This is a genomic window from Ktedonobacter sp. SOSP1-52, assembly GCF_016587395.1.
This window is the reverse complement of the sequence record NZ_BNJH01000003.1, coordinates 505335-531243: the sequence shown is the minus strand read 5'-3', so window position 1 is coordinate 531243 and position 25909 is coordinate 505335. Positions and strand designations below refer to the sequence as shown.

The following is a 25909-nucleotide window of genomic DNA, read 5'->3' as shown; positions in this document are numbered from 1 at the left end:
CGATGATGTTAAAAAGTCAAGTCGAGTGGGTGCTGCATTGCTGTGCCATACTCGCCGGGCTTCCAGCAAATCGTTACTTGGCGACCAAGGACTTGGCGGAGTTCCACGGTATTCCAAAGGAGTATTTATCGAAAGCCTTACAAAGCTTATCGCAGGCTTCAATTGTTGAAAGCACGTTGGGTCCTACTGGAGGGTATCGATTGGCAAAGGCACCAACCGAGATTACCTTTCTGGATATCGTCGAGGCAGTAGAGGGGAAGAGATCAACCTTTGTGTGCAGCGAAATTAGAAAGAACAATCCCTGCCGAGATGCAGATTATTGCGAGACGAAGCCTTGTCCCATCGCCCGCGTCATGCAGGAGGCAGATCAGGAATGGCGAAAGAAGTTACAAAGCGTGCGTCTGTCCGACCTTGTAGAGACCCTCGCAGAAGAAGTGCCAGCGGATTTGTGGAAAAAAAGCTTCGAGTGGGTCTTAGCAAGAACGTGATGTCGTGCATCTTGACGCAGGCGTGAACTCTTCGGTGGCTGGACCTACCACTCCAGCTTTGTTTCTCGGTATTCATTGAAGAGCAGCAGCATACATAGATCCCGCAATTCTTGTCCGATCTCAGGCGAATGCGGCGTTCTCGGTGCGCGAGAGATTGGTAAGCACCGCCTCACACTTCGGATCACTTGCACTAACATATTTTCCACCTCCAATGCCAACCCCACGCATCGAATCGCCACGGGCCAGCATGAAGAAAGGATTCAAGTAGAGGTCCCTGGGAACCCACGAAAATCCTTCCTGTATATTTTCGTGGGTTCCCAGGGACCTCTACTTGGGATTGTACGCACTAGCTCACCATAGCGCGAACTTCCAGAGCAATTCGGCCTCTGGGAGAGGGTAGCCTATCACTTCTACCTCTGGGGCAAAGTAGGCCTCTGGAACCACATCCGAGAGGTCTTCTTCCTAGAAGGATTGCTGCCAGGTCCTGTTCCTTGGGCATATATTGTGGAACTGTAGTACTTAGTTTCCTTTAGCGGGACGCTTGAAAAAGGCGATCAAGCGTTCCTGCTGGGGAACGATCGTGACGAGTTCCCAACCATTGCGCCCCCAAAGGGAAAGCGCTCTGTCAAGTAACGTTCCAGTGATCTCTGCACTCCTGGAATCTACATAATCAGCCAACCCGATCTCGATACTATACTCCCATTCAGGTCGCTCTTGCCCAGGAGCCCATTTCCCTTGAAGCAACTCAGCCTGTTGCAGTCGTACAGAAGCATGAGAGAGCGCTTCGACAATCGTATCAGTCTCAGTCTCCTCTAATGTAAAGGTGGCAGGAGGAAGAGGGATGCGGAACTGCGTATGATCATGGAATACACGTGTGATAATGGTGCCTAATGTTATCCCTTGCACCGTTCTCACTACGGTCCAATAACAGCGATCCCTTTCCTCTGGAGGCCCCCAATACTCGATCGAACTCGTGCTAAAATCGCCTGGATAGTTGGGATCACAGACAAACCCTGCTTGTGTGAGCTGCTCCTGGATAGGAAGGAAGAGCATTCTTGCAAACACCCCATAGGCACGTTCCCCGGCCTGGTCGAAAGTACGTAGCAATTCCTCCCGGTGTTCCTGTAACAGAAGCGGACACTGTTCTTGAATATATTGCTTGATGTAACTTGCAAGCGTATGAATAGTAACCTCTCTCTTCTCTGAGAGAAACTTTTCTAAAGACTTCATCGAAGTGATTCCTTTCATCTAGAGAAGTTGCTTTACAAGGGGTGAAAAGCAACTTGTTTCACGCCCTTTCCCTGAGGGGCATTCAGTGAGGATCATAAAATGATCTTCACCCTTAAAGAGGGTTAAACGGTCCTTCTTGGGACAGCTTTTTGGGAATCGCTATTGAAACATGATTCATCGTCGGCGTTGTTTCGTCGGCGCTCATCATTTTTGTTTTTTGAAGAGAGTATTGGTCTGGGATGGTCAGCCCCATTTCGGCTCAGATCCACGGCGGCGTTGACATTTGCTGCCTGCGTGCGTCAAGAGCAAGAACGCTTGCCATTTGACAACGTCTCCACCTTCTCCCTCTCCTGACTCACTGCATCAGAAGATCCTCAGCCGTCCGATCTGGTTCCCGTTCAACCCCGTAAACCAGATTGGCAGTATCAAACCCCGAGGCAATCCCATGTGGTACCGAGCCGGGCGTGGGAACAGTGAACGCAGCAACAAAACCACAGGTCGTGATACGCCCGATCTTGTCACCCTTTATTTTCGACTCCGTGAACCAGAGCGCACCATCAGCCCCTATGATAATGAGAAATGGCCCCGGGCTGCCGCGAGGGCGGGGAACTCGGTAATGACACCAGCAGGGGTGATGCTTCCGACCTTGTTCCCGCCAAACTCCGTGAACCAGAGCGCACCATCGGGTCCCGTGGTGATTCCGAGCGGTGGTCATCACTTGTGGTCCTGAGCCCGCTGGTCGAAGGCCATGATTATCGACGGCAATGCTTGCTGCAAGGGAGCATGGGGGGATATACTGAAGCTCAGCGCAAAGAAGCGTACCGGATTCGAAACGTGCGATGCGGAGCGAGATCAACCAGGCTGATAGTATATTGTAGAAGATATTTCGCGACAGGTAGCTCGCCTGCCCTTAGAAATGGAGAATCCACCACGATGACATGGGAAACATACCTTGCAGAGCAGCAGTTCCGCCACCAGGACGAGCTGCTGCAATTTCTCAGCATTCCCAGTATTTCGTCGCTGCCTTCCCACGCCGGTGACGTGCAGCGAGCCGCTCAATGGGTAGCCCAACGTCTAACAACCGCCGGTCTGGAACAGGTGCAAATCTTCCCTACAGGGGGCCACCCGGTTGTCTACGGAGAATGGCTCCATGCCCCTGGCAAGCCAACGGTGCTCATCTACGGCCATTTCGATACCCAGCCAGTAGACCCGCTGGAACTCTGGACCCACCCGCCTTTTGAGCCAACGATTATCGACGATCGCGTCTATGCTCGCGGCGCATCGGATGATAAAGGAAACATGTTCACCCCTATCCTGGGCGTCGAGGCGCTGCTCAAGACCGAAGGGGCGCTACCGCTTAACGTCAAATTCTTCCTGGAGGGACAGGAGGAGATTGGCAGTCCGCAGTTGCCCGCCTTTGTAGCCAGCCATCGCGATCTGCTGGCATGCGATCTAGTGCTCAGTTCCGATGGCGTCCAGTATGGCGAAGATCAGCCCTCACTGTTACTAGCCTGTAAAGGACTGGCCGGTATCCAGATCGATGTGCACGGCGCGAAAAGCGATCTACACTCCGGCATCTATGGCGGGGCCGTGCCCAATCCCATTCACGCCCTGACTGCTCTGCTCGCCTCCCTGCGCAGCCCCGAGGGCACCATTCTAGTAGAAGGCTTCTACGACAACGTCCTCCCGCTCTCCACCGAGGATCGCGCGGCCATCGCCGCCATTCCCTTCGATACACAGGACTATCAGGAGCGGATCGGCGTGACCGCTCTCCTCGCCGAGCCTGGTTACACTCCCCAGGAGCATCTTGCGGCCCGGCCCACGCTGGAGATTAACGGCATCTGGGGTGGCTTCCAGGGCGAAGGCGTCAAAACCGTACTGCCTGCTGAGGCGCATGCCAAAATTACCTGCCGCCTGGTCGCCAACCAGGAGCCTACCACCATTGTCGAGTTGCTCACTCGACACATCAAGAAATACACACTTCCCGGCGTCCAGATCACCGTCCACGCCCTACCCGGCACCGCCCGACCCTACCTGATCCCCGCCGATCACTGGGGCAACCAGGCAGCAGCCGACGTGCTGCGAGAAATCTATGGCAAAGAGCCCTACTACACTCGCGCGGGCGGCAGCATTCCCGTCTGCGAACTCTTTCTCAGCCACCTGGGAGCCTATACGGTCGGCTTCGCTTGGGGACTGATGGACGAGCAAATCCATGCCCCCAACGAGTTTTTCCGCCTGAGCAGCTTCCGGCGCGGGCCGGGTGCGTATTGCAAGATTTTGCATCGCCTGGCAGAGAAATAAGAGAAGACAAAAAGAGCGCAAGCGTTCATTTTTCCAAGCACAAGAGGAAGGATGCAGATCTGCGTCCTTCCTCTTGTGCCAACCCTTCCGGGCCTGTGCTCTTGGCAATGCATGCCTTTGAGCACTCACGTGCACAAGAATGGGCAGATCGGGGTTGCTTTCTCAACATAATGCATATTGGAGAGCCACAAACCTTAAAGGATTGTTTTTTCTCATACAATCATATATTCTTTTTAAGAACTTATCAGCAGAGAACATTTTTAGCAAGCATACTTTGAACGTTTTTGCTCATAGCGGGAAAAGAGAAAATATGCACATTTCGGTAGGGGATCCATTTCTAGCAGCTGCGCTAGTGATCGTTGTGCTTCTAATTTTTGTACTCGCCTTTATTAATATTGGACAATATACCCGGCGTAGACGAGGCGGTAGCTCTGCCAGGGGTCATGCTCCAGCACGGAAACACACTCCGATCAAAAAGAAAGATATTCCGAAGGTAAATGGACGCATTCCGTCCTGGCAAAAAGACCCTGGTGCCAGAATTGCTAATCAGTATGGCAAAGCTCGCAGCCCCGAATGGCCCAGAGTAGCTCATGAGCATCTCAGCCACGAGCCAGCCTGTGTGGTTTGTGGTCACCGGGGAAAGGGATTACAGGTTCACCATATCAAACCCTTCCATCTCTACCCGGAACTCGAACTTGACCCGAATAACTTGATCACTCTGTGCGAAATCAAGGGCCGTACCCATCACCTGCTTATTGGACATCTTGATGATTGGGAATCGTATAACAAAAGTGTGCGTGAAGACACAAAGCGTTACTCCAATCAAAGCGCTACCTCGATCAAGGCCAATCCCACCTGGCGGAAGGAGGTTGCTCAACGTCCGATGCCTTGAAACATAGCATGGTAGTGTCAGTGAGAACGGTAACCTTGCGCTTCCACCAGGAGTTCGCGAACGCGAGGGACCACTTGTGTGCCGTAAAGCTCGATATTGGTCATGAGGGCTCGTTGCGTGAGACCTCCCATCCCGTATTTCAGGTCGAAGTGACTCGCGCCGAGCGCGGTGAGATTGGCTGCAATTTTCTGAGCGACGGTCTCTGGCGCCCCCACGTAGAGCGCTCCCCCCGGCCCAACCTCACGAAGAAAGGATTCCCTGGTCGGAATGGCGAATCCGCGGATCCTGCTGTATCTGGTGATGACCTCCAGGTAGCGCGGCCAGAACTCTTCGCGGGCCTGCTCGTCGGTCGCGGCGACATGACCCGGCGAGTGCACGCCCACCGGCAACGGAGCACGCCCGAAACGCTCCAGGGCCTGCTGGAACAGTTGTGAGAAAGGCGCGAAGCGCAATGGAGATCCGCCGATGATAGCGAGCATCAGCCGAAAGCCAAGGCGTGCGGCGCGGATGACCGACTGAGGGCTTCCGCCAACACCGATCCACACCGGAAACGGTTCGAATTCGGTATGCGGCACAATATCCTGGTTATAGAGCGGCGCGCGGGTCTTGCCCTCCCAAGTGACGGGACCGCCCTTGACGATCTCGGCGAAGAGGCTGGCCTTCTCCTCGAAGAGTTCCTCGTAGTCGGCAAGATCGTAGCCGAAGAGAGGAAACGAGTCGATGCTGGAGCCTCGTCCAAGGATGACCTCTGCCCGCCCGCTGGAGATGGCATTGAGCGTGGAGTAGCGCTGAAACACCCGAACCGGATCGTCTGAGCTCAATACCGTGACGGCTGACCCGAGATGGATGTGGGAGGTGAGCGCAGCGACTGCGCCGAGCACCACGTCGCCAGCCGACAGCGGAAAGTCATCAGTGTGGTGTTCGCCAATCCCGAAGAAATCCAGGCCGACCTGGTCGGCAAGAACCCCATGTTCGACAAGGTGCCGGATTATCTGAGCGTGCGAGAGTGTGCAGTCCTCCTCGTCGTTTATGAAATCGCCGAAGGTGTCGAGGCCAAAGGTAAATGGAAACTGCACGGGTGCAATACTGGACGGCGTTTCTGTCATGTCTATGTTTTCCTTCTAGTATCTGATAGCATGGATCTGAGCGAGCCGATGCTGGCCTACATTATCTGGGCGCGGACAGCCAGCTCAAACTCGGTTCGGTGCAACGACGCCCCAAAGACAGGGCCTCCTGGTTCGAGCAGGCGACCCGCGCTCAGATGGTCGAACTGTACAGCGTCGTAGCCAATGTGCTCGATGAATTCCGCCACCATGTCCACCGTGTGTGGATCGTCGCCAGCAACCCCAAGCGCGCGGCGTTCCGGCGAGTCCTTTGGTCGGCGCTCGCCTTCGAGCTCGTGGTAGCCAATGTGGTTGAGGGTCTTGACGACCGTTGACTTCGCGAGCCGACGTTGGACAACCTCGCTGCTACTGTATCGATGATCCTCGAACAACTCCTGCACGCCGTCGACAGGCGGCCAGTAGTTCATCACGTCGACAACAAGCTTGCCATCCAGCAGGTCAGGGTCCAGCGTCGTGAACTTGTGAAGCGGAATCGCCAGCACGACAATGCCCGCCTCCTCGACAGCGTCTGCTGCCCGTCGTGGCTCGGCCCCTAGGGCCAGCACCTGCGCGATCAGCTCGATCTTCTCAGGGTCACCCGAACCCGCGATCGACACATTGTAGTCCGCCTCTATCGCGACTCGTGCGATGACTGGGCCGACGTGACCCGCCCCGAGCACGGCAATCTGTGGCAGCCGCTTATGCGGCAAAGCGATAGCTGTCATCGATGGGTCCCTCCGGCAGCCATTTCATCGTCAAGCATGTCAGACCTCCTCATTGGGCGCTGGCGCCTTCATCGGATCCCTATAATCTGTCAACATGTCATGAGTACGATATGTCAATAGCTTATAGAGATAACAGGTTAAACAGGGCTATGCTAGATGGATCTAGAAGCCAAGGTTCTCATTGACCAGAATGATAGAAATGCGCCCAGGGAAAATTTCCCGATTGATGATCAGCAGTTTGTTCACCGCGCTATTGACACCATAGGCATTGAAAGCCCGCTCATCTTCAAGTGGCAGCGTGTATTCATAAATGCGGCGGATGCCCTCGTTGAGGTTTGCCACCAGCTTCTGTGTACCGACCACGTAGATAACTTTCGCGGCGCCAGACACACCAGCTCCCAGTTGGCTTCCGCTCATTGACGCGATCATCAACTGACCTTGCTCTGTGATAGCGTGGACACTGGCAACAAGTACTTCAGGGGCAGCACCCAACTGACGTTTAGCACGCTTCTGTCCCTCCTGATCGAGCTCAATCAGGCGAGTACGCACAGCATCATAGTGACCGGATGATTCGACCTCAGCAGCAACTCCAATCTGATCAAGGGTGTGAGATGTTGCATTGAAAACCTCAGCGCCACTGGGGATCAGCTCGAAAACCTTCTTGCGTGCCTCCTTAGCGTTAGCGACCACAAAGGTCTGCATACCATTGGCAGTGAGGGCCTCAGCGGTTTTCGCCACGCGCTCCCGAGGCGCAAGATAACTAAATTCTGTATTCGGTATCACTTGAGATTTGCCCATGTCTCTAACTCCTTTACCAATCAGTAACAAAGGACCTTTCCCCAGGGAAAGTTTCTCTTTGCTCCAGACGTTCTTTCTGTTCAGTTAGCACTGGATACACAGTTTTTGCTAAATTCGTTTATAGTTAAACTAGTTTGTCAAAAAAAACTTAGTCGGGCTCTAGATTCCGATCAAGGGTGTGTAACAATTGATGAAGGTCACGTTGATCTTCGGGCGGGATGAACGCCATATACTCAGCAACCAACTTCTCCTGCTCTGGGACCACCTGTGCGGCCAGTGCACTCCCCCGTTCTGTCAAAGAGACCACATGCATGCGGCCATCCTCCGGGTCAGACCGTCGCTGGACGAAACCGCGACCCTCCAAACGGTTGAGCAATCCGACAATGTTTCCTTTCGTTACAAACAGCAGATCGGCCAATCTTTGCTGCGAGATGTCAGGAAACGCCTGGAGATGGGCCAGCACCGCGAATTGCGCAGGTGTGAGGTCATAGTGTTCCAGATGTCTTATAAGGCGTTTTTCTACCTTAAACCTGACACGGTTAAGATGCAGCCATGTCCGTACACCAAGATTGAGTTCATGCTTCATGCTTCACCTCTGCCTTTGATAGTTGAAGTATAAACCAATTTCGATGCTTCTGTCAAGGAGGATGACACATTGGCAAGCAAGATGCATTCGGAGCAGATTGCGGAGGCGCAGCAACGGGCTCCAGGAAGAAACCAGGAATAAGAAGCCAACGAAGAAGAACAAGACGGGATATTCGCCTTCATGACGATGCAGTGGGATGATGACCTGCGGGAAGGGATACAGATCTATACTTCCTCTCAGCCGGTTGGTCCTCTGATTATCCTGGAGAAGGGAGAACGAGTATTCGTGTCAGGATGCGTGTGCCTCTACATGTCAAGCAACATGGCATCCAACGCCTGGTGCTCATTGGCATGATCGCCAACACCTGTATCGAAGCGACTGGTCGCTTTGGCATGGAACTCGGGTACCATGTGACCCTGGTCACAGATGCGACCGCAGCTTCTAGCCAAAAAGCTATGCATGCAGCGCACGAGATCAACGGACCGACGTTTGCTCATGCCATTCTCACGACGAGTGAGGTGGTTGCCCTCTTCAGCTCTTTTGAGAAAAGTGAACAGTGAGGGAAAGACAAGAGCTGGCGAACAGCGATTTCTCCTGATCGAACGGAAACGACCAATGGCTATTCACGGATCAGTTACGTTGGTGACTGGCGGGAATCGCGAGCTTAGCAAGGCATTCGTTCAGGCGTTGGGCGAGCAGCCGTCGAATGTGGCCATTGCTCCAGCTTCGCAGCATGAGTTTCACCAGAAGGTCAATGAGTGGTAGTGCGAGCCAAGCGTGCGTAAAAGCACTGAACCTTCTTCCTTTGGTGACCCTGACGCCTGAAGAGAAGGCAAGTGCAGGACAGAAAAGGAGAGAACATGCAGTGAGGCGGGTATCCTGGGAGCGTTGCCAGCCATCCTCACTGCGTTGTTTGGCGTATGACGACAAGTCGACCTGTCAAAAGGGGAAGAATCCTGTTTTCAAAAAAGGAAGGATTTTCAGCTCTATGGGCATTTTTTCAGCGAAGCATACAGCAGGAAAGGTCAATATCGTCTTTGTACATGGGCTCTGTGTTGTCTGTCCAATATCTTTTCGCATTCGTCTCAAGAGAAATGAGTAGGCTTTCCTCTTTTCAGGAAGGATGGAGAGAAAATCAGCGCCCGCCTTCAGCGACGTTCTTCACCGAGGTATACTCCGACAGTCAGAAGAGAGCAGATCAGGAGAAACGCTAGGCCTACTTGAAGCACGACACCACGTTTTGGCGTCATTCTTATCACGCGGCGTGCCTCTGCGGAATGAAGCGGGGCAGATCGCCCAATGGTTTGGCACCTGCACCAATATTGATAAGCAGAAACGGACGGAGGCGCTTTGCGCCAGAGTCAGGAACGCGTGAATCACCTCATGAGTTCGAGCGTGATCGGCATTTTTCTCACGGAGTAAGACAGAGGAAGATCAAAGATATGGAATCTGTACCCTGCTGTTATCCAACCTTTGGATCTGTTGAAAGCGATCGTCAAGAAGTACAGCGTTTGCAAAAAGCGCAGCTGAAATATGGTGTCTATGCATGTGTTCCCGGAACCCAGCACACCTATGAAGAGGTGATCCAATCGCTTGTCGGGCTTGATTTACGCCGGCAATACGAAGAACGCAGGCACAGAAACCACACGTACGAACCAAAGCGGCACATAACCATCAAGGTAAAAAGGAGGAACCAAAGGAGGCTCCTGATGAAACAAGAGAACGAGCTATACAACGGGACGTCTGGACCCACAACCATGGTGCTCAAGAAGACTATTGTTCAGAAGAGAGAAGGCAGAAACGCATGAGAACAGACGCATACAACAAGAGGAGATGAAACGGGAGAGGCCATGACCACAAAAAAATACGTGCAGGCGATCGTTGGACAATTGAGATTAATTGATCTAGGAGAGGCTTCAATATTACTACTGGGAAAAGGAGAGAAAACAGATGACGACAATGTAAGAATTGCAAGAAATCGTTCCAGCACATTCCTCCACATTGAAAATTATTGCTGCTCTCAAACCCCGCCCGGCATTCCTGCCTATTTTACGTCTGCTTGAAGGAGTCTTTGAACAAAAAGAAACCAGTGGACTGCTTGTGACAGTTCACTGGTCGCTACGGAACCGACGGGCTACGGGCGCTCTCTCACCAGTATTGACGCTTTACCTTGCCCCATCAGGAGAACTCCCATTATTGTGAGACAGGCAGGAGAATGCTGCTATGCTGATCTGTGGTCAGAAACAGTTGGTGGGGTGTATTCACCTTGGCACCTGTAGTGAATGTCAATGGACCAGCATGGACCAGATATGGTTGCGCGATAAACTTATATGCGCTGATGCTAATGTGTGCAGGAGTTGGGCTACCGCGTGTGGCCGCATCCTGGTATGCAAAAAGCTGATCTCCAGCCCATGTCGCAGTTGGCGTACAATTGATGCTATCCATCTGCTTTCCTTGAAGCTGGAATGTGTACCCATAGGTGGTGCGGGATGCTGGTTTTTGCGTCTCCGTTATTCTCCAGCGGGTTGTCAACCATTGTAATTTGGCTGTGGGGCTTTGCAGAAGCTGAGCGTCAGGAGAGAGCAATTGCAATCCCTGAGCGAAAGTATGAGCAACTGGCTCTGGTACAGCTTTCGCGGTAAGAATATACAGTTTGAAAGGAGCTCCACTCAACCGTTGGGGCTGATCGATCAGCGTGGCCTGTGTATAGGTGCTGAGAAGCGTATCTATGAGCTGGTTATTGGGCTGAGCAAGGAAGACCACGGGACCAGCGCTGAGATCAGGTAAAATAAAACAATGCCAGATATCATTCAATTCAATGGGCGTTTTTACCTGCTCTGCGAGATATCTCATCCCGCTATCTATTGTATAGGAAGTCGTGACGTAGATACGCCCAATATGCCGCTGTTGGGCCAGTTGATCGGCATCTTGCAATGCGTGTTGCAACGAATTGGCATCGTTAAAATAGGGGAAAACCTCTCTGCCATCGAAGTTACCTGCGGTCTGATCGATGAGCGCAGCACTGCTGCCGATGAGTTGTGCCAGAATAACCAGGGCCGCGATGCCAGCCATGGCATCGCGTGCCCATGTGCCCCACGCGGGACGCATCCGCTGTACCAACTCGATACTTTTCACCACGCCCAGCGCAATCAGCAGGAAAGGGCCTGGGAGGAGAAACAACAGATAATGTGTAAAGATACCAATCGAGTGACGAGTCAGCATAATAAGGGGAACGAGCTGCCAGACAAGGAGCAGAAGGAGTCCCTGTCTATAAGGAGTCGCGTAAAGCTCATCCCACCACCTCTTCAGCCCTTTTTTAGGAGGCGTCGCTACTCCATCTTGTGTTGCCCTACTTCTCTGTTGAGAAAAAAGGGTTTGCCAGCCGAGTATCAGGAGACTTCCCACAAAGAGAAAAAGAACAAGAACGAAAGCTCCTTTCAAGAAGCGCTGCAAATGGCGCAGTGGCGTCGTAAGAACAATAGAATTGGCATTTGCCACAAGAATATGATTTTCGGCGGATCTTACACTTGCATCAGTATAGGGATAATAGAGGGTAGGATGCAAGAAAAAAGCATAAACGCGTATAACATCAAAATTGATAACAGAATGTTGTGACTGCTTTCCCAACTGAGTCAGATCGGTAAATTGCGCGTGAAATTCCCAGAAGAGGTAAGGAGCAAAGACTATCAATAACCCGCATATCCCGATAAAAAGATCGCGCCAGCGCAAGGTGCGAAAAGCAAACAACAGTGCGACTGCCAGCGGAGCAAGCAACAACAGCGAACTTTCATGGAGCTGATACAATATCCCCAGCATGACGACTGCTGGCCCAAACCATCCGCTGCGTCGCTCCTGGACCCCTCGAAAGAGCAAAAACAGAAATACCACCACAAAAAACGGCACAAAATTGGGTGACCAGATATTACGGCTATATGTCCAGACCCCGACAGATGTTGCATACAACGCCGCCGCAATTGTCCCCGCCAAGCGGCCATAGTACCGCCTTGCCCACAGATAGGTCAGCAACACAGCCGCGCTGTTAAACAACGCCACCAGGATTTCTCCCCCAACTGGATTGGCACTGATGGCTGCGGGCAGCATAAACAGATAGATATCCAATGGAGGGTGCATACTCCCCAATGATGCCTGATTTCCTGCAATCGGCAGCCATCCCCGCGTGACCGCGTCACGAGCCATCTGAAATATGACCGCCTCATCGTCCGCGAAGGTCACATTGCCTATCGCAAAAAAGCGCAAAAACGCAGCCACCAGGATGATTGGAAATATTTCCCAATTCTGCACAAGCCAGGTAACCGCTGATGCTGGTGTACGACTGACGCCACCAGCGTCTTCTGGAGAAGGCTTGACAGCAATTAATTTGATTGTATCTTCATCAGCAGCAGATTGTTCCATGCTTCCATGACTCCATATCATCAGATATTATATACATATGAGTTTATCAATGAGGTAAACGGTCGAATCTCGCAAAACGTAACAGGGTAAAACTTTTCTTCCCTTTTCAAAGGGTCGGGTGGACTTGCTTGAGAAGCTAAGCTCGATCTAACGCGAAGGCACGTACCGCCTGCCCATCCAGGCTTGTCCCCTGCTCAACGGGAAGAGGCTAAGGGGTTGCTAGAAGCTGCGGTGTCTCAGCGTGCGGTGGCTAAGCAGCTTGGAGTAAGTTATGAAACGTTGAGGCGTTCTTTCAAGCGATCGGAACGCTAAAAAACAGAAACACCAGAGTCTTAGTTGGCTCTGATGTTTCGCTGTATTCTTGGAACGGAACCGACGGGCGACGAATCACCGGTCACTACGATTTTTGTCATTTAAAACGCTTAGAAATGGATCATCAACAGCTCCTCTATCAGCCAAACCGTTCCGCTATACCTTGAGCTGGAGCACGCCTGCCCAAAAGTCCAGGGGAACCACCACTAGAGCCAGTCGGAAGTGCGCCTCACGGTTGCCAATGTTAACAAGCTCCCCTGTCCAAGGTCCCGGTCTCAGATCGATACCGTAGACCTCGTGTTGCCGTGCCGTCAACTCCTGAGCGATGACGCTACCAAGTAGCCCTGAGCTTCCGGTAAGTAAGACGCGCATAGCTTACGCCACTGTCCCCGACTGCCAGGAGCGCGCGTAAGCTTGCTGTTGCTCATTCAGGCTATCCAGCTCAATGCCCAGCGCTCGCAGTTTTAGCGCCGCGACGCGCTCGTCGATCTCGGCTGGCACATCGTGCACATCAGGTGTCAGGTGCTCGTACTCCTGCAGGAGATAGCGCGTGCAGAGCGCCTGGTCGGCGAAGCTGAGGTCCATGATGGCCGCTGGGCTGGCTTCCGCTGCCACCTGGCCCACGAGTCGCCCCTGGGCCAGCAGATAGAGCTTGCGCCCATCTGGCAGGCGATACTCCTCAAGATGCTCGCGGATCTGTGACCGCTCGCTGGCGATGTCTGCAAGGGTCGCGATATCAATCTCGACGTTGAAGTGTCCCGAGTTCGCCAGAATAGCTCCGTCCTTCATGCTCTGGAAGTGCTCGTTCCGAATGACTCCCGCCATGCCGGTCACCGTGACAAAGATGTCGCCCTGCTCCGCCGCCTGAAGCATGGGCAGCACCTGGAAGCCGTCCATCACTGCCTCAAGTGCCCGCGTCGCGTTGACCTCACACACGACAACGCGAGCGCCCATGCCACGCGCTCGCGCCGCCACGCCACGCCCACACCAGCCATAGCCTGCGACTACCAGCGTCGCGCCTGCCAGGAGCGTATTGGTCGCGCGCAAGATGCCGTCAATCGTGTTCTGCCCGGTTCCGTAGCGATTATCGAAGTAGTGCTTCGTTGGCGCGTCATTCACAGCGACAACGGGGAAGCGCAGAAGCTTCTGCTCCGCCAGGGCGCGAGCGCGCACCACTCCTGTTGTCGTCTCCTCAATTGCGGCAACGGTTGCCCCACACGAGGGCTTCTGGTGAAGCGCGACGATCAGGTCCGCACCATCATCCATAACGAGGTGAGGATCGCAGGCCAATGCACGTTCGATATGACGACCGTAGGTCTCCAGGTCCTCATCATAGAAAGCGTACACTGCAATCCCTTCTTCTACGAGCGCCGCACAAACATCGTCACGCGTGGAGAGCGGATTGGAGGCGCAGAGCGCTACTTCTGCCCCACCGGCGCGCAAGGCCATCAGTAAAGCTGCCGTCTCCGTTGTAATGTGCAGAGCCGCCGCAATGCGCTTGCCTGCGAAAGAGCGCTCGGAGGCGAACTCGGCGCTGAGCTGACTCAGGACGGGCATATGCTGTTGGGCCCAGGCAATACGCCGCTTTCCTTGAGCAGCCAGGGCGATGTCACGAATATCGTAATCCATAGGTCGAATCCTTTCAGATCTTTAGCGTTGAGCCGCACCAGACGGCGCACTCTTGACGTTCCAGAGCAGACGCTGCTTGCGCTCTTCCCACGCCAGCCAGGCAATTCCCCGCTCGCGCGACACAATGTCAGAGCGCGCGTTATTGTTTGTCAGACGCTGGTACTCGAAGTAGCCTCGTAGCGTGAGTGTAAGTGCCGGATTGGAGGTGACGATGGCCTGTGAACTCAGCGTACCTACCAGAGCCAGGCGCTGGTCACACAAAACCAGCACGCTATCGGGCGCGCTCATGGTAGTGGTCGAGGACTGGTAGACATGACAGCCGCGCTCCTGAGCCTGCCACAGATCTTCTTGCATCTCTGCGAGATGCGTCGCCGGCATGACCAGGTCTACGTTCTCTCGCGCCTCGCCGAGTAGACGGTGCACACGCTCAAGCGTAGCGCGCTGGCCACGGACCACCCAGAACTCATCGCTGGGTTGCCTGGAGTGCAGCAGCGTCAGGGAAGCCGCGAGCGTATCGAGGGTATATTCCATCGTCGCGCGCACTTGCCCCAGAAAGTACTCTGGCTCTTGTGCACGGTAGCGCGGCGGCTCTCCAGGTTGCACGAGCACCAACCCCTTCTCCACCAGCCGCTCGAGGATCTCGTAGATACGCGAGAGCGGCACATGCGACTGCTTGCCAAGCTCGTATCCCGTCATTGAGTCGTACTGGACAAGCGTCGCGTACGCCTCCGCCTCATACTTTGTCAAACCTATCTGCTGTAGCAGTTGCAGCGTATCCATAACACTCTCCAAATTTATTAACCACTTTAGTAGTTAATAGTATACACACAAAAGAAGAGGACTGCAAGGGATGAAGGAAAAGGACAGCAACCGATAGGAGCCGCTCATGCAGACAGCTGTACACAGGAAATAGCAGACAACGAGGACGCCAGGTGCATCGCAGAGCGTCGCGCCGAGTTCGAGGCAGAGCAGAAGCGGCTCGTGACGGCTTTTACCGAGGGCTACCTGGATGAAAAGGACCTGGGCGCTCACATGGAGGGTATCCGCTCAGAATTGTTTACGCTCCCGACCCTCCCAGAACGAGATCGAGAGGCAATCAGACAGGCCTCAAGTTTCTCCTCTTTAGAGGATGCATATGTGGGACCGGTATGCAAGTACTCTGATGACTGATTAACAGCCGTTTGAAAAACATCTTGTATTGTGCTTCTATCTGTCGCTGTTATTTCTTGCTGTGTATTTCCCATACCATCTTTTTTTGAGGAGGTCATCGTTAGTCTCTTGAGGAAATAAAGCTAAAGCGTTTTTTCTGTGGAGATTTCTTCTTCCTACTTTAGTCAATGGGCCTTAATAGCATTTTTAAAATGTAGAAATCAAATAGCCAAACACATAAGACATCTTTAGCTGAAGCGGCTTCTTCGACTGATTCAATGCTCTCGCTTTTTTCTCGCAAGGATCAGAGATACCTCGGCCTATGAAAACAGGAGAATGCTGAAGAATGCTCTCAAGTCAATCCACTGCTGAGTTGAATCTCGTTGCGCAAACCATGAGTATCTGGTTCCTGTGCGTTTTTTTAGCATTGGAGAGCCCCGACAAGTGACCTGTTCTACTCTTGACAACAGACAGACTCGTCTGTATACTCTTGGCAACAGACAGACAAGTCTGTCTGTTGCCAAGAGTAGTAATAAACAGACGAGCCTGTTTTTTTAGCAGAAAGGGGTCTCATGAATAACCATGAGTTAACACCATACGAGCGTATCATCGATACCGTGTCAAGGTTATTCTATCAGGAAGGTATTCACGCAACAGGAATAGATCGCATCGTGAAAGAGTCCCGTGTTGCCAAGATGAGCCTCTATAAGTATTTTCCCTCAAAGGACCATCTGGTTATAGCCTACTTACAAAAGCGGGATGTTCGCTGGCGAGCCTGGTTAGAAGAGGCGGTGAATCGCATCGGTGCTACACCTGAAGACCGCATTCTTGCTATCTTTGATGCGCTCGACGAGTGGTTTCACTCTTCCGATTTTCATGGCTGTGGTTTCATCAATGCTGCCGCCGAATTTAACGATGAGCAACGTTCTGTGCATGACATCGTGAATGAACATAAACAACTGGTCCATGACTACGTGAAGCAGTTAGCTCAGGCGGCGACCTTGGCTGACATTGACCGCGTTGCTTCACAGATTTGTCTGCTGATGGATGGCGCTATTGCCACAGCGTTAACGCGGAAGAATGTGAATGCCGCGCAAACTGCACGCCAGCTTGCAAGCATGCTCCTTATACAATATCGCCAGTAAATACCAGGTCAACAGAGAGGCGAAATTTTATGTCTTGTCCGACAGATATTCAACCGCCATTTACCGGTAGTTTGTGGATTTGGGAAACCACTCCTAATTTCGAGTCTCTGTCCTGAGCAATTTGAGGTCGGATCATCCGTCTCTGATGAGTTTAAAGTGAGACGAAATCCCATGTCAACAAAGTACTGGTAGGCCCAGTGCGAGGGTTCGTTACTATAAAGAGCCCGCGTAGCCGATATGAGATATGAATAGATGGCATTTCGGGCGAGAGATCAGGCCGATCTTCACTGCTCTGCCTTCCACGCCTCCTTCGGACCAACATTTAAGCTGTCAACTATACCCGTATGTTTCCTTCTGTACTCAAACGAAAGCCGTTTGAATGATCTTTTTCTCTCGTTTAGAGTGTATCCACATATATTGCCCGCCAGGCGGGCATTTCGTAGCAGCGAACACCCGCACTGGGTCTACGGAGAGGGAAGGGTGGAGAGAGAGAACGCGTTCTTCTAGACATCTTGGGGGTTAGAGTAGGGATGCATCTTCGCCACCAGGGATGGGGACACGTGAAAGGGAGATGTACCGCGCTATGTTGAATACCAAGCAGACCAGGCGTCTCACTCCTGCGTCTTGTGAGACGCTCCTCACGCTTCTTGAGACGCTTCCCGGAGCCTTGTTTCTCATTGATGACGCCGCGACGGTTGTGTATGCCAATGCGAGTACGCAGACCATGACGGAAGCACCACCAGAGGCACTTGTCGGAAACAGCTTCTGGAGAGGTGCTCACCAGCTAGTGAGCACCTCGCTCTACCAGGCCGTGCTCACGGCCAGACAGACCCAAGAACCCACCGAAGTGGAGTATGTTTCTCCCGTGACCCGGACCTGGCTGCACGTGCAGCTCGCCCCGACCGTTGGGGGGCTGGCGTTGCATTTTCACGAGAAAAGAGAACCTTTGCCTCGCCGGGAGACGTTTTCCCCAGACGGATATCCCGCCACTGATATCCTGGAGGACATGTATGTCGGGGTCGGATTTCTCACGCCCGAGGGGATCTTGTTGGAAATCAATGAGGCCCCTCTAGAAGATGCGCAGATCCGACGCGAGGAGGTGATCGGCAAACCGTTTGCTGACACCCCCTGGTGGTCCTTTTATCCCGCCAGTCAAGACCAATTACGCGAAGCCATCGCACGCGCCAGCAGGGGAGAAACCGTGCGGTTCGAGACCCTGGTTCACCCCAGAAAAGACATGGACCTTCACCTTGAGGTGACGATTACTCCCCACAGGGACGGGGACCACCACGTCGCGTACCTGGTCTATGTCGGAAGCGATATCACCGCGCGCAAGCGAGCCGAAGGAGAAATTCAAGCCCTGGTTGATGCTCTTCCTCAGTTGGTCTGGATCGCAAGACCTGACGGATCTGTCACCCACAATAATCAACGCTTGATTGACTATTTGGTGATGACCCTCGAACAGGTCAAAGGAGATGGCTGGCTGGTGGGTGTGCATCCTGATGACCGGCAACGGGTACAGGCGGCGTGGCAGATCTCTATCCAGGCAGGCGAGCCCTATGAAGTGGAACACCGTTTGCAAGACGGCACCAGCGGATCGTATCGCTGGTTTCTTGCCCGAGGCGTGCCGCAGAGAAATGCACAGGGTGCGATCCTGCACTGGGTTGGCACCTACACCGATATCGACGAGCAGAAACGAGCGGAGCAGCAGCTCAAAGAAAGCGAGCAGAACTGGCGCGTGCTGTCCGAAACAGTACCACAACTCGTGTGGACCACTCGCCCAGATGGCCGTCTTGACTACTGTAATCAGCGCTATTGTGCGTATACACAGGCCGCTTTTGAGCAACTGTGCGGCTATGGATGGCGGCAGTTCTTGGATCCTAAGGATGCTGTACGGGTTATGCTTCTACGGCAGCATACCCTCCAAACAGGTAAACCCTTTGAGAGCGAACACCGTCTGAAGGATGGTCACACAGGAGCGTATCGCTGGTTCTTAGTCCGTGCCATGCCGGTGCGTGATGAAGCAGGCCAGATCGTCAAGTGGTTTGGCACCGCCACCAACATCGACGAGCAGAAACGAGCGGAGCAGCAGCTCAAAGAAAGCGAGCAGAACTGGCGCGTGCTGGCCGAAACGGTGCCACAGCTCGTGTGGACGAGACGCCCCGACGGCCAGTTCGAGTACACGAACCAGCGCTGGCGTGACTACAGCGGACTCACGCTTGAGCAAGCACAAAGCGACAAATGGGCTCATTTCCAGTTCCTCCATCCCGATGATCGTGAAGGCAACCGAGCGCTCTTGCAGCATGCCCTGGGCACGGGAGAAATGTATGAGCACGAACAGCGTCTCAGAAATAGCCAGACGGGAGCCTATCGCTGGTTCTTAGCCCGTGCCATGCCGGTGCGTGATGAAGCAGGCCAGATCGTCAAGTGGTTTGGCACCGCCACTGACATAGAAGACCAGAAACGTATTGAGCAAGCCTTACGCCAGAGCCAGGAGCGGGCGAGCACTCTGATGAACTCCAGCATTATCGGGATCACTATCATTGAAGGTGAGCAGATTGTGGATGCCAACGACACCTTTCTGCGCATGACCGGCTATACACGCGAAGATCTGCATGCCGGGAACATAAACTGGGTGCGCATGACACCTCCAGAATATCTTCGTATCCAGCAGTCTCAGCAGGAACTGGCCGACCACCAGTATGTAACGCCCTATGAGAAAGAATACGTGTGTAAAGATGGCAGCCGCCTCCCAGTGATTGTAGGACGCGTCGCATTACAAGCCAATTTGTCCCGGGGCATCGTCTTTGTACTGGATAATTCAGCCCGCAAGGAGCTCGATCAACGCAAAGATGACTTTATCAATATGGCCAGCCATGAACTGAGGAACCCGATCGCGGCCTTGAAACTTCAGACCGCTCTGCTGAAAAGGAAACTGACAAAGCAAGGCAGCTACGATCTTGACATAACCTTTTCCAGCATGGAGACCCAGATCAACACACTCACCCGGCTCGTGGAAGAGTTGCTGGATGTCTCCAAGATTCAGGCGGGCAGACTGGAGTATCGGCAGGGGCCGGTGGATCTCGACGCGTTGCTGCGGGAGATCGCCGAGACTATGCAGCAAACGCATCCCAGCCATCGCATCCTGGTGCGTGGCGCCGTTCAGGCCAGCCTGATGGCGGATCGAGATCGGCTTGGACAGGTCTTCACCAACCTGCTTAGCAATGCCATCAAGTATTCTCCCAGTGCAGAGACCGTCGAGATGGACCTCGAGGCCTCCCCAGAGACCATCACGATCCGTGTGCACGATCATGGCCTGGGTATCCCGCGAGAGCAGCGCGACAAAATCTTTGAGCGGTTCTATCGGGCTACTGGTCCCAAACAGAAAGCGATCCCGGGACTGGGAATGGGGCTCTACATTGTGGCAGAGATCGTCAAGCATCATGGGGGAACCATCACGGTGGAGAGCGAAGTCGGGAAAGGATCGACCTTTATGGTCACCCTTCCCAAGAGAACTTCTATATTGATGATAGACAGAATTTGAGGGATGTGATAGGCTTTGATGCTAGTTATGGTGTCTCTGCTGTGGCACTCGGACGCGCGAATTGCGGAGCCTTCCTAACTTCCCATCACAACTCCCTTTCGGCGCGCCACTTTTCCAGTCAATCGTGACCGCCAGATGGTAAATGACCTGAAACCTGGATCTGCCCACGGGATGCGCAATGAGTTCGCAGAGTACGAACCTGGATGTGGCTATGGAACGGTGAAATACAAAGATCAGCGGTTTCGTGGTCTGCAGACAGCGGCCTTTACAGAGGACGTGGCGAGAAAGCCCCGGTCATTGATGCCTGTCTTTTACCCACATCTTTTTGGAGGAGCTTCACAAGCCAATCGCTATACATGTGTTTGTGAAACACTCAACAGGGGGAGTTGGCCTCCTGTGCTGTTCCACAAAATCTAATTGTAAAATGTGGGTAAAAGACAGGGTGTGAACGCCGGGGCTTCCGTGCCGCCGTTTGGTGAAGTTGTAAATCTCAACATTCTGCTGGCAAAATCTGTATAACTCCCATTTCTCCAGTCGATCCCTCTTGACAGCGCAAAATAAATGATGTAACATCAATGACAGATCATCAATCGAAGTAGACACAAAGAGTAGAGAGAGCATACGGTTGGACATTACTCGGTCGTGGTGCAGGAAGATGAACACGCCCTCTTTTTTGCGGGTGATACATCATATAATGAGCAATTAATGCTCGAACAATCGGTTGATGGCGTGACTTCAAATATCGCGGTCTATCGAGAAACCGCGCGTCAGATTCTTACATATATGCAATCTACACCAACGATCTACCTTCCCAGTCATGATCCTGACTCTCTACAGCGTTTGGCCACACGTCGAGCGGCTCTTCCTGTGAACGCTGAATGAGCATAGAAGCCAGCAATCGAAGAAAAATCAATGGAGAAAGGAGAAGAGAAACACATGCAACCTGCTGAGGAATTACGTTATCTCATACTTGCAGCGCAACGGGAGGGCGAGCGGATATTAACAGAGGTGCTACGCCCCCTTGATCTTACCCCATCGCAGGCTGAGGTGCTACATGTGCTTCAGGTACATCAGCCATTGTCACTGATTGCGCTTGGAAATTTGCTTATCTGCGAGAGGGGCAGTCCTAGCCGATTAGTCAATGGATTGGTCGAGGCAGGTTTCGTCAAACGCATCCCATCGACAACGAACGGTCGTATGATAGAGCTGACATTGACCGAAAAAGGGGAAGAGATGGTGGTCCGTGCCAGTGCAGAGGAGGCTGTGCTCTACAAGTTTCTGACCGATACCTTTGAAGAACAATCCCTTCTTGATTGCATCGCTCTTCTGTGGCGTATTGTCGAGAAACGACCAGCAGGTGAGGCACTTTCCAGACGCATCCAGTAGAACAGCAAGCGAAAAGAGTGCGCAGTTCTCACTCAACGTACCAGAAACATAGACAAAGCGAGAAAGTGGTAGCTGACGCAACGTCTTTTTTTTGAAGAACATGATGGAAGAGTGGCGCTTTCTTTACCTCGGGACACCAAGTGTATGAGATGACGCGTGAGACCTCATCTTAGCTTTTGAGGGCCTGGACAGAAAGTCACTACAGAGGAAAGATGGCAAGCTAGCCGAGAGACCATGCTCTCGGTCATGACAAGGCGTTCAACTGCTGCTCAAGCCGAGAAAAAGAGTGTTTCCAGAGACTGAGTACTCAAAAATGTCACAAAAAGGCTGCCTGTGCGATTATGTAATAGGTGGATGGTGGTGAGCGCTCATTTGCAGTGCCGCTGCATCTCATAAACCCATGTGGCGACTACTCCCTCCTACCTACCGCAGGATAGAGCCGCGCCCCAGGATAACTGTGGCTCTATGGGAATTCTTCAAGAGAAAAGGATGGAACCAATGCACTTCGTGTCTCTCCCTCGTAAAGATCATATACCGTTCCTGATTGTCACGACACTCATGCTCATCGCGGGTCTGAGTTTTGCAGCCCTGCGCCCGATACATGCACTGGCGGCTTCTCCCGTTGCGCAGCAGATCAGCAGCGATCTTTTCACCAATCCCACCTCGCAGCATCAAACGCAGGTTGAGCCAAGTACGTTCTCTTACGGCTCAACCGTTGTCGCCGCGTTCCAGAGTGGACGCTTTGCCACCTACGGCGGGGCTTCGGGGATTAGCTGGGCAACTTCCTTTGATGCTGGCTTGACCTGGAAAAGAGGCACATTATCTGGCCTGACGGTTGCTGCTGACGGTTCCTATGCTCGAGCCAGTAATCCAGTCGTGGTCTATGATCAGGCCCATCATATCTGGCTGCTCTCTGTCCTGGCCGCGAAAACCCAATTCCAGGGCTCTTCAGGGAGTACCGCTGTGGTGGTCAGTCGCTCTTCCAATGGGCTCACCTGGAGCAATCCGGTGCTCGTCGCCGCTACTGGCTCAAGTGATTACTTCGATAAGGACTGGATTGTCTGCGACAATCATCCAACAAGCGCGTATTATGGTCGCTGTTATGAGGAATGGGATAATGGGAATGCGGATGGCCAGATTCTCATGAGTTCCTCCAATGATGGAGGCCTCACCTGGTCGCAGCCAGTGAGCCCAGCGAGCCAATCCTTCTCCGCTCTGGGCGGGCAGCCGGTTGTGCAACCCAGTGGCAATGTCATTGTCCCCATCTATGGCTATGATCTGACAACGGGAGCCGATGGCATCTATTCCTATCGATCAACCGATGGCGGTGCGACCTGGACTGATCTGGTCAAGGTCTCCCCTTCCACCTACTCCGGCACGGCAGCTCCATTCTATCGAGGAGGATCCCTGCCCTCCGCAAAAATTGATGCATCAGGAAAGGTCTACCTTGTCTGGGCGGGCTGCTACTTTGAGGCGAACTGTCTTGCCAATGAAACCGGCGATTCCACTGACGATATTGTTCTCACTACCTCGACTGACGGCATCACCTGGACGCCTTTGCAACGCATCCCCCTCGATGCGATCGGCAGCGATGTCGAACATATCACGGCGGCCCTGGCTGTCGATAGCAATACAGCAGGCAGCAAAGCGCACCTGGCTGTAACCTACTATTATTGGGCCAATGCAGGGAGTTGCGCTGCCGCGACCTGCCAGATCTATGTGGGCTTGGCAATGTCCACCAATGGTGGTACGACCTGGAGCCAGCACCAGACCCTGGCAGGCCCAACGACCGCAACCTGGTGGGCAAGCACGGAATACGGCTATATGACCGGGGACTACATCTCCGCCTCGATTGCCAACAATCGTGCAGTCTCGGCCTTTCCGGTCGCCACTGCACCTACAGGCACGACACTTCATCAATCCATGTACAGTGGTAGCGTGTTTGTAACGGGGGGATCAATTGCTTGTGAGACACTCACTGTGACACCCAAAGTTGCTCCTGCTGGGGGAACATCAGGGAAAAATTATCATATGGGGAGTTAATTCCACAGAAATCTCTTCAATATCAACCCAGGCATGTCCGCCTCGCCCCACATACAGAAGGCGAGGCGGACATGTGCCTGATCGCTCCTCTTCCTCGAAGCGTGCAAAGATGGTTCCGGTGGCGAATTTCACAGTGTTGCTCACGTTCCAGGAGCACATGTCCCCATACATGCATGAATGGATAGACGCCAAATTGCTCTAGGAAAGAACGTGTGGCATGATGAAGCTCATGAACAGAGAGAGGAAGAGGGAAAATAACTTGTTCGTTGCGACGTATACTAAAAATAGATGTTGGCGGATAAGCTCTCCCTTTGCCTTGTTGGACATGGTCGAAGGTTAGTCATGGCTGTTCTTTCCTCGGTGCTTTGGACTGGTTTTTATTGGTGCTTGAAGTAGTCAAGCATTCAAGGGCGTGTGTCTCTCTGGCGAGACAGGTGTTCAGTGACCGGAGGAGGTTTTATGCGAGCTGTTGTCTATAAAGGACCCTTCAATGTTGAGGTTGAGCAGGTCCATGATCCCAAGATTCAGCATCCCAATGATGTGATTATTCGCATTACCTCGACATGCATTTGCGGCTCCGATCTACATATGTACGAGGGACGTACCGCAGCCAAGCCTAGTATTGTCTTTGGACACGAGAATATGGGTATTGTGGAAGAGATAGGCTCCGCTGTGGTTACGCTCAAAAAGGGTGATCGCGTGGTAGCTCCTCTTCAATGTAGCCTGTGGTTTCTGCAAGAACTGTGAGCGTGGCTATACAGGTTACTGTCTGACGGTTAATCCCGGTTTCGCCGGAGGCGCATATGGCTACGTAGCGATGGGACCCTATACCGGTGGACAGGCTGAGTACCTGCGTATCCCCTTTGCCGACTTTAATGCCTTAAAGCTGCCAGGAGGCAACGAGTTCGAGGACGATTTTGCCCTGCTCGCGGACATCTTTCCCACGGGCTATCACGTAGATCACCGGTAATGGGCAGGTATAGGAAGGTGACATCGTGGTATTTGATACGACATGCCCATTAAACCCTGCTGGCATGGCATGAGGATTCATCCCTGTTGTCGCGGCATGTGCTGAAGGTACAGAGGTAAAGGCGCTGAATGAGAACAGTGCTGCCATAAGAAGTGCACCGCACAGCAATATTTTCAAAGCGTTTCGCATGACATGTTTCTCCTTGCCTGTAAAACAACTAAGATGGTAAAACCACCTCTTACGGTCAAGAGTGTAGAAGAAAAGCCAGCCATTTCCCAGGACAGACACCGGTCACTTTCCGGTCAGTTTTTCTTCAATGATTCATTTGCTGTATTTCACTTATCTGGCCTGTTTTATGCGTAAAGTGAAGAGCAAGGGGGCATTCTTGTCGGTAGGGCTCCACTAAGCGGTGGAGGAGCATAAGTTCCCCTTTCGCAAACGAAACAGGGCGCATTGGCGCATATCCTTGTCCGAAACAACGGGCTTCTTAGGTTTGCCTCGTCTCTTTGGCTCAACCCAGGGCAAAGGAGCAAAAGAACAGCGATGCGAAAACTCAAGAGTTCAACCACACTCCAGACGTAATCAATGAGTCCAGCAACCATAGCAGAGGTCAAGGGAAAACCCAGATGTGAAGGTTTTCTCAACTCATGATACACAAAACAGAAATTATAGGTGTATCCGATCAGGTACATGCCCATCCCAAGCGTCTTGAGACGATGAGCGGCATGACGAGAGCGACGAGTCAAATTCGCCAGGCGTTGACGGAAGGTGGCATTGAGGCGCTCGATAAAAGCGGTGTTGAAGGCCGCCCCCCCCACGCCAGCGCGGCAACAACGCTCTCGCGTGAGCAAGCAGTCCATGAGGTTCAATGGCACCGTTGTCGGCTATGCTCTCGCTGCATTAGCAGGAAAACGACCTCCTAGCTACCAGGCCTATCAGGGTGAACTGAAAACCATGTATATCTTGCCCGATTACCATCGCATGGGCATTGGGCGGAATCTGATACGGGCTGTCGCCGAGCACTTTCAACAAGAGATGGTTCCATCTCTGTTTGTGGGAGCGTTCCGGGACAACTATCCCTTTGGTGTGTGTTCTTCCATAAGCACAGCATCCCCCTATGAGTATAGTATCCTCCCGGTAGTGAAAAAAGGCGCATAGGAAATGGCCTACTCACCCTTGAAGTGGTCGTACAGAG

At 52.9% G+C, this 25909-nt stretch carries 22 protein-coding genes and 2 pseudogenes; 15 read left to right on the top strand and 9 right to left on the bottom strand.

Annotation, left to right across the window (positions count from 1 at the left end; genetic code table 11):
* Positions 1-2 precede the first annotated feature (2 nt).
* Positions 3-488 carry an Rrf2 family transcriptional regulator gene (locus tag JMJ16_RS27925; protein ID WP_201386942.1) on the top strand — a complete coding sequence of 162 codons (486 nt, stop codon included), beginning with the start codon at positions 3-5 and terminating at the stop codon, positions 486-488.
* Between the two features lie 519 nt (positions 489-1007).
* On the opposite strand, the gene JMJ16_RS27920 is transcribed toward JMJ16_RS27925, so the two are convergent.
* Positions 1008-1718 carry a DUF6022 family protein gene (locus tag JMJ16_RS27920; protein ID WP_201386940.1) on the bottom strand — a complete coding sequence of 237 codons (711 nt, stop codon included), beginning with the start codon at positions 1716-1718 and terminating at the stop codon, positions 1008-1010.
* A 322-nt stretch (positions 1719-2040) separates the two neighbouring features.
* On the opposite strand from JMJ16_RS27920, the gene JMJ16_RS27915 reads away from it, so the two are divergent.
* The 3 genes from JMJ16_RS27915 (at position 2041) to JMJ16_RS27905 (ending at position 4911) form a co-directional block, all read left to right on the top strand.
* The gene (locus tag JMJ16_RS27915; protein WP_201386938.1) at positions 2041-2448 is read left to right on the top strand and encodes a hypothetical protein; all 408 of its coding nucleotides are present in this window, start codon (positions 2041-2043) and stop codon (positions 2446-2448) included.
* 203 nt (positions 2449-2651) lie between these two features.
* Positions 2652-4019, top strand: coding sequence for a dipeptidase (locus JMJ16_RS27910; protein ID WP_201386936.1), 1368 nt, complete (start codon positions 2652-2654; stop codon positions 4017-4019).
* 310 nt (positions 4020-4329) lie between these two features.
* Positions 4330-4911 (top strand): HNH endonuclease, encoded by a 582-nt coding sequence (locus JMJ16_RS27905; RefSeq protein ID WP_201386934.1) that lies wholly within the window; start codon positions 4330-4332, stop codon positions 4909-4911.
* 17 nt (positions 4912-4928) lie between these two features.
* Here JMJ16_RS27905 and JMJ16_RS27900 read toward each other — a convergent pair whose 3' ends face one another.
* The 4 genes from JMJ16_RS27900 to JMJ16_RS27885 form a co-directional block, all read right to left on the bottom strand.
* Positions 4929-6017 (bottom strand): LLM class flavin-dependent oxidoreductase, encoded by a 1089-nt coding sequence (locus JMJ16_RS27900; protein ID WP_201386932.1) that lies wholly within the window; start codon positions 6015-6017, stop codon positions 4929-4931.
* A gap of 56 nt (positions 6018-6073) precedes the next feature.
* Positions 6074-6739 carry an NADPH-dependent F420 reductase gene (locus JMJ16_RS27895; RefSeq protein WP_201386930.1) on the bottom strand — a complete coding sequence of 222 codons (666 nt, stop codon included), beginning with the start codon at positions 6737-6739 and terminating at the stop codon, positions 6074-6076.
* 162 nt (positions 6740-6901) lie between these two features.
* Positions 6902-7537, bottom strand: a complete 636-nt coding sequence (locus tag JMJ16_RS27890; protein ID WP_201386928.1) for an LUD domain-containing protein — start codon at positions 7535-7537, stop codon at positions 6902-6904.
* Between the two features lie 148 nt (positions 7538-7685).
* Entirely contained in the window at positions 7686-8123 is a 438-nt protein-coding gene (locus tag JMJ16_RS27885) for a MarR family winged helix-turn-helix transcriptional regulator (RefSeq protein WP_201386926.1), read from the bottom strand.
* Between the two features lie 305 nt (positions 8124-8428).
* Here JMJ16_RS27885 and JMJ16_RS27880 point away from each other — a divergent pair.
* From JMJ16_RS27880 to JMJ16_RS27870, 3 genes and pseudogenes are all read left to right on the top strand, one after another.
* Positions 8429-8683 (top strand): annotated as a pseudogene (locus tag JMJ16_RS27880) (isochorismatase family protein); the annotation flags it as partial.
* A gap of 55 nt (positions 8684-8738) precedes the next feature.
* On the top strand, positions 8739-8888 hold the full coding sequence (locus JMJ16_RS27875; RefSeq protein ID WP_201386924.1) for a hypothetical protein: 150 nt from the start codon (positions 8739-8741) through the stop codon (positions 8886-8888).
* 746 nt (positions 8889-9634) lie between these two features.
* Positions 9635-9931 carry a hypothetical protein gene (locus JMJ16_RS27870; RefSeq protein WP_201386922.1) on the top strand — a complete coding sequence of 99 codons (297 nt, stop codon included), beginning with the start codon at positions 9635-9637 and terminating at the stop codon, positions 9929-9931.
* Between the two features lie 385 nt (positions 9932-10316).
* Here JMJ16_RS27870 and JMJ16_RS27865 read toward each other — a convergent pair whose 3' ends face one another.
* From JMJ16_RS27865 to JMJ16_RS27845, 4 genes are all read right to left on the bottom strand, one after another.
* Positions 10317-12536, bottom strand: coding sequence for a glycosyltransferase family 39 protein (locus JMJ16_RS27865; RefSeq protein WP_201386920.1), 2220 nt, complete (start codon positions 12534-12536; stop codon positions 10317-10319).
* Between the two features lie 468 nt (positions 12537-13004).
* Positions 13005-13220, bottom strand: a complete 216-nt coding sequence (locus JMJ16_RS27855) for an NAD(P)-dependent oxidoreductase (protein WP_201386916.1) — start codon at positions 13218-13220, stop codon at positions 13005-13007.
* A gap of 3 nt (positions 13221-13223) precedes the next feature.
* Positions 13224-14477, bottom strand: a complete 1254-nt coding sequence (locus tag JMJ16_RS27850; protein ID WP_201386914.1) for an adenosylhomocysteinase — start codon at positions 14475-14477, stop codon at positions 13224-13226.
* A 21-nt stretch (positions 14478-14498) separates the two neighbouring features.
* Positions 14499-15257 (bottom strand): TrmB family transcriptional regulator, encoded by a 759-nt coding sequence (locus tag JMJ16_RS27845; protein ID WP_201386912.1) that lies wholly within the window; start codon positions 15255-15257, stop codon positions 14499-14501.
* 941 nt (positions 15258-16198) lie between these two features.
* Between JMJ16_RS27845 and JMJ16_RS27840 the strand changes: the two genes are divergently transcribed.
* The 8 genes and pseudogenes from JMJ16_RS27840 (at position 16199) to JMJ16_RS27805 (ending at position 25872) form a co-directional block, all read left to right on the top strand.
* Positions 16199-16771 (top strand): TetR/AcrR family transcriptional regulator, encoded by a 573-nt coding sequence (locus JMJ16_RS27840; protein WP_201386910.1) that lies wholly within the window; start codon positions 16199-16201, stop codon positions 16769-16771.
* 583 nt (positions 16772-17354) lie between these two features.
* Entirely contained in the window at positions 17355-20315 is a 2961-nt protein-coding gene (locus JMJ16_RS27835) for a PAS domain S-box protein (protein ID WP_201386908.1), read from the top strand.
* 705 nt (positions 20316-21020) lie between these two features.
* Positions 21021-21197, top strand: coding sequence for a hypothetical protein (locus tag JMJ16_RS27830; protein WP_201386906.1), 177 nt, complete (start codon positions 21021-21023; stop codon positions 21195-21197).
* Between the two features lie 54 nt (positions 21198-21251).
* Positions 21252-21701, top strand: a complete 450-nt coding sequence (locus JMJ16_RS27825) for a MarR family winged helix-turn-helix transcriptional regulator (RefSeq protein ID WP_201386886.1) — start codon at positions 21252-21254, stop codon at positions 21699-21701.
* Between the two features lie 498 nt (positions 21702-22199).
* Entirely contained in the window at positions 22200-23744 is a 1545-nt protein-coding gene (locus JMJ16_RS27820; protein WP_201386878.1) for a sialidase family protein, read from the top strand.
* 459 nt (positions 23745-24203) lie between these two features.
* Positions 24204-24699: pseudogene (locus JMJ16_RS57300) on the top strand (alcohol dehydrogenase catalytic domain-containing protein); the annotation flags it as partial.
* Between the two features lie 662 nt (positions 24700-25361).
* Entirely contained in the window at positions 25362-25637 is a 276-nt protein-coding gene (locus JMJ16_RS27810; RefSeq protein ID WP_201386876.1) for a hypothetical protein, read from the top strand.
* A complete protein-coding gene (locus JMJ16_RS27805) occupies positions 25573-25872 on the top strand; it encodes a GNAT family N-acetyltransferase (protein ID WP_201386875.1) in 300 nt (99 codons plus the stop codon). Before JMJ16_RS27810 ends, JMJ16_RS27805 begins: the two co-directional genes overlap by 65 nt.
* Positions 25873-25909: the final 37 nt, after the last annotated feature.

Excerpts from the sequence above, each read along its gene's own strand:
- JMJ16_RS27830 (WP_201386906.1), top strand. The coding sequence starts at position 21,021 with ATGCTCGAACAATCGGTTGATGGCGTGACTTCAAATATCGCGGTCTAT.
- JMJ16_RS27825 (WP_201386886.1), top strand. The coding sequence starts at position 21,252 with ATGCAACCTGCTGAGGAATTACGTTATCTCATACTTGCAGCGCAACGG.
- JMJ16_RS27885 (WP_201386926.1), bottom strand. The coding sequence starts at position 8,123 with ATGAAGCATGAACTCAATCTTGGTGTACGGACATGGCTGCATCTTAAC.
- JMJ16_RS27855 (WP_201386916.1), bottom strand. The coding sequence starts at position 13,220 with ATGCGCGTCTTACTTACCGGAAGCTCAGGGCTACTTGGTAGCGTCATC.
- JMJ16_RS27920 (WP_201386940.1), bottom strand. The coding sequence starts at position 1,718 with ATGAAGTCTTTAGAAAAGTTTCTCTCAGAGAAGAGAGAGGTTACTATT.
- JMJ16_RS27895 (WP_201386930.1), bottom strand. The coding sequence starts at position 6,739 with ATGACAGCTATCGCTTTGCCGCATAAGCGGCTGCCACAGATTGCCGTG.
- JMJ16_RS27820 (WP_201386878.1), top strand. The coding sequence starts at position 22,200 with ATGCACTTCGTGTCTCTCCCTCGTAAAGATCATATACCGTTCCTGATT.
- JMJ16_RS27905 (WP_201386934.1), top strand. The coding sequence starts at position 4,330 with ATGCACATTTCGGTAGGGGATCCATTTCTAGCAGCTGCGCTAGTGATC.
- JMJ16_RS27910 (WP_201386936.1), top strand. The coding sequence starts at position 2,652 with ATGACATGGGAAACATACCTTGCAGAGCAGCAGTTCCGCCACCAGGAC.
- JMJ16_RS27840 (WP_201386910.1), top strand. The coding sequence starts at position 16,199 with ATGAATAACCATGAGTTAACACCATACGAGCGTATCATCGATACCGTG.
- JMJ16_RS27835 (WP_201386908.1), top strand. The coding sequence starts at position 17,355 with ATGTTGAATACCAAGCAGACCAGGCGTCTCACTCCTGCGTCTTGTGAG.
- JMJ16_RS27900 (WP_201386932.1), bottom strand. The coding sequence starts at position 6,017 with ATGACAGAAACGCCGTCCAGTATTGCACCCGTGCAGTTTCCATTTACC.
- JMJ16_RS27890 (WP_201386928.1), bottom strand. The coding sequence starts at position 7,537 with ATGGGCAAATCTCAAGTGATACCGAATACAGAATTTAGTTATCTTGCG.
- JMJ16_RS27850 (WP_201386914.1), bottom strand. The coding sequence starts at position 14,477 with ATGGATTACGATATTCGTGACATCGCCCTGGCTGCTCAAGGAAAGCGG.
- JMJ16_RS27810 (WP_201386876.1), top strand. The coding sequence starts at position 25,362 with ATGATACACAAAACAGAAATTATAGGTGTATCCGATCAGGTACATGCC.
- JMJ16_RS27925 (WP_201386942.1), top strand. The coding sequence starts at position 3 with ATGATGTTAAAAAGTCAAGTCGAGTGGGTGCTGCATTGCTGTGCCATA.
- JMJ16_RS27875 (WP_201386924.1), top strand. The coding sequence starts at position 8,739 with ATGGCTATTCACGGATCAGTTACGTTGGTGACTGGCGGGAATCGCGAG.
- JMJ16_RS27805 (WP_201386875.1), top strand. The coding sequence starts at position 25,573 with ATGAGGTTCAATGGCACCGTTGTCGGCTATGCTCTCGCTGCATTAGCA.
- JMJ16_RS27865 (WP_201386920.1), bottom strand. The coding sequence starts at position 12,536 with ATGGAACAATCTGCTGCTGATGAAGATACAATCAAATTAATTGCTGTC.
- JMJ16_RS27845 (WP_201386912.1), bottom strand. The coding sequence starts at position 15,257 with ATGGATACGCTGCAACTGCTACAGCAGATAGGTTTGACAAAGTATGAG.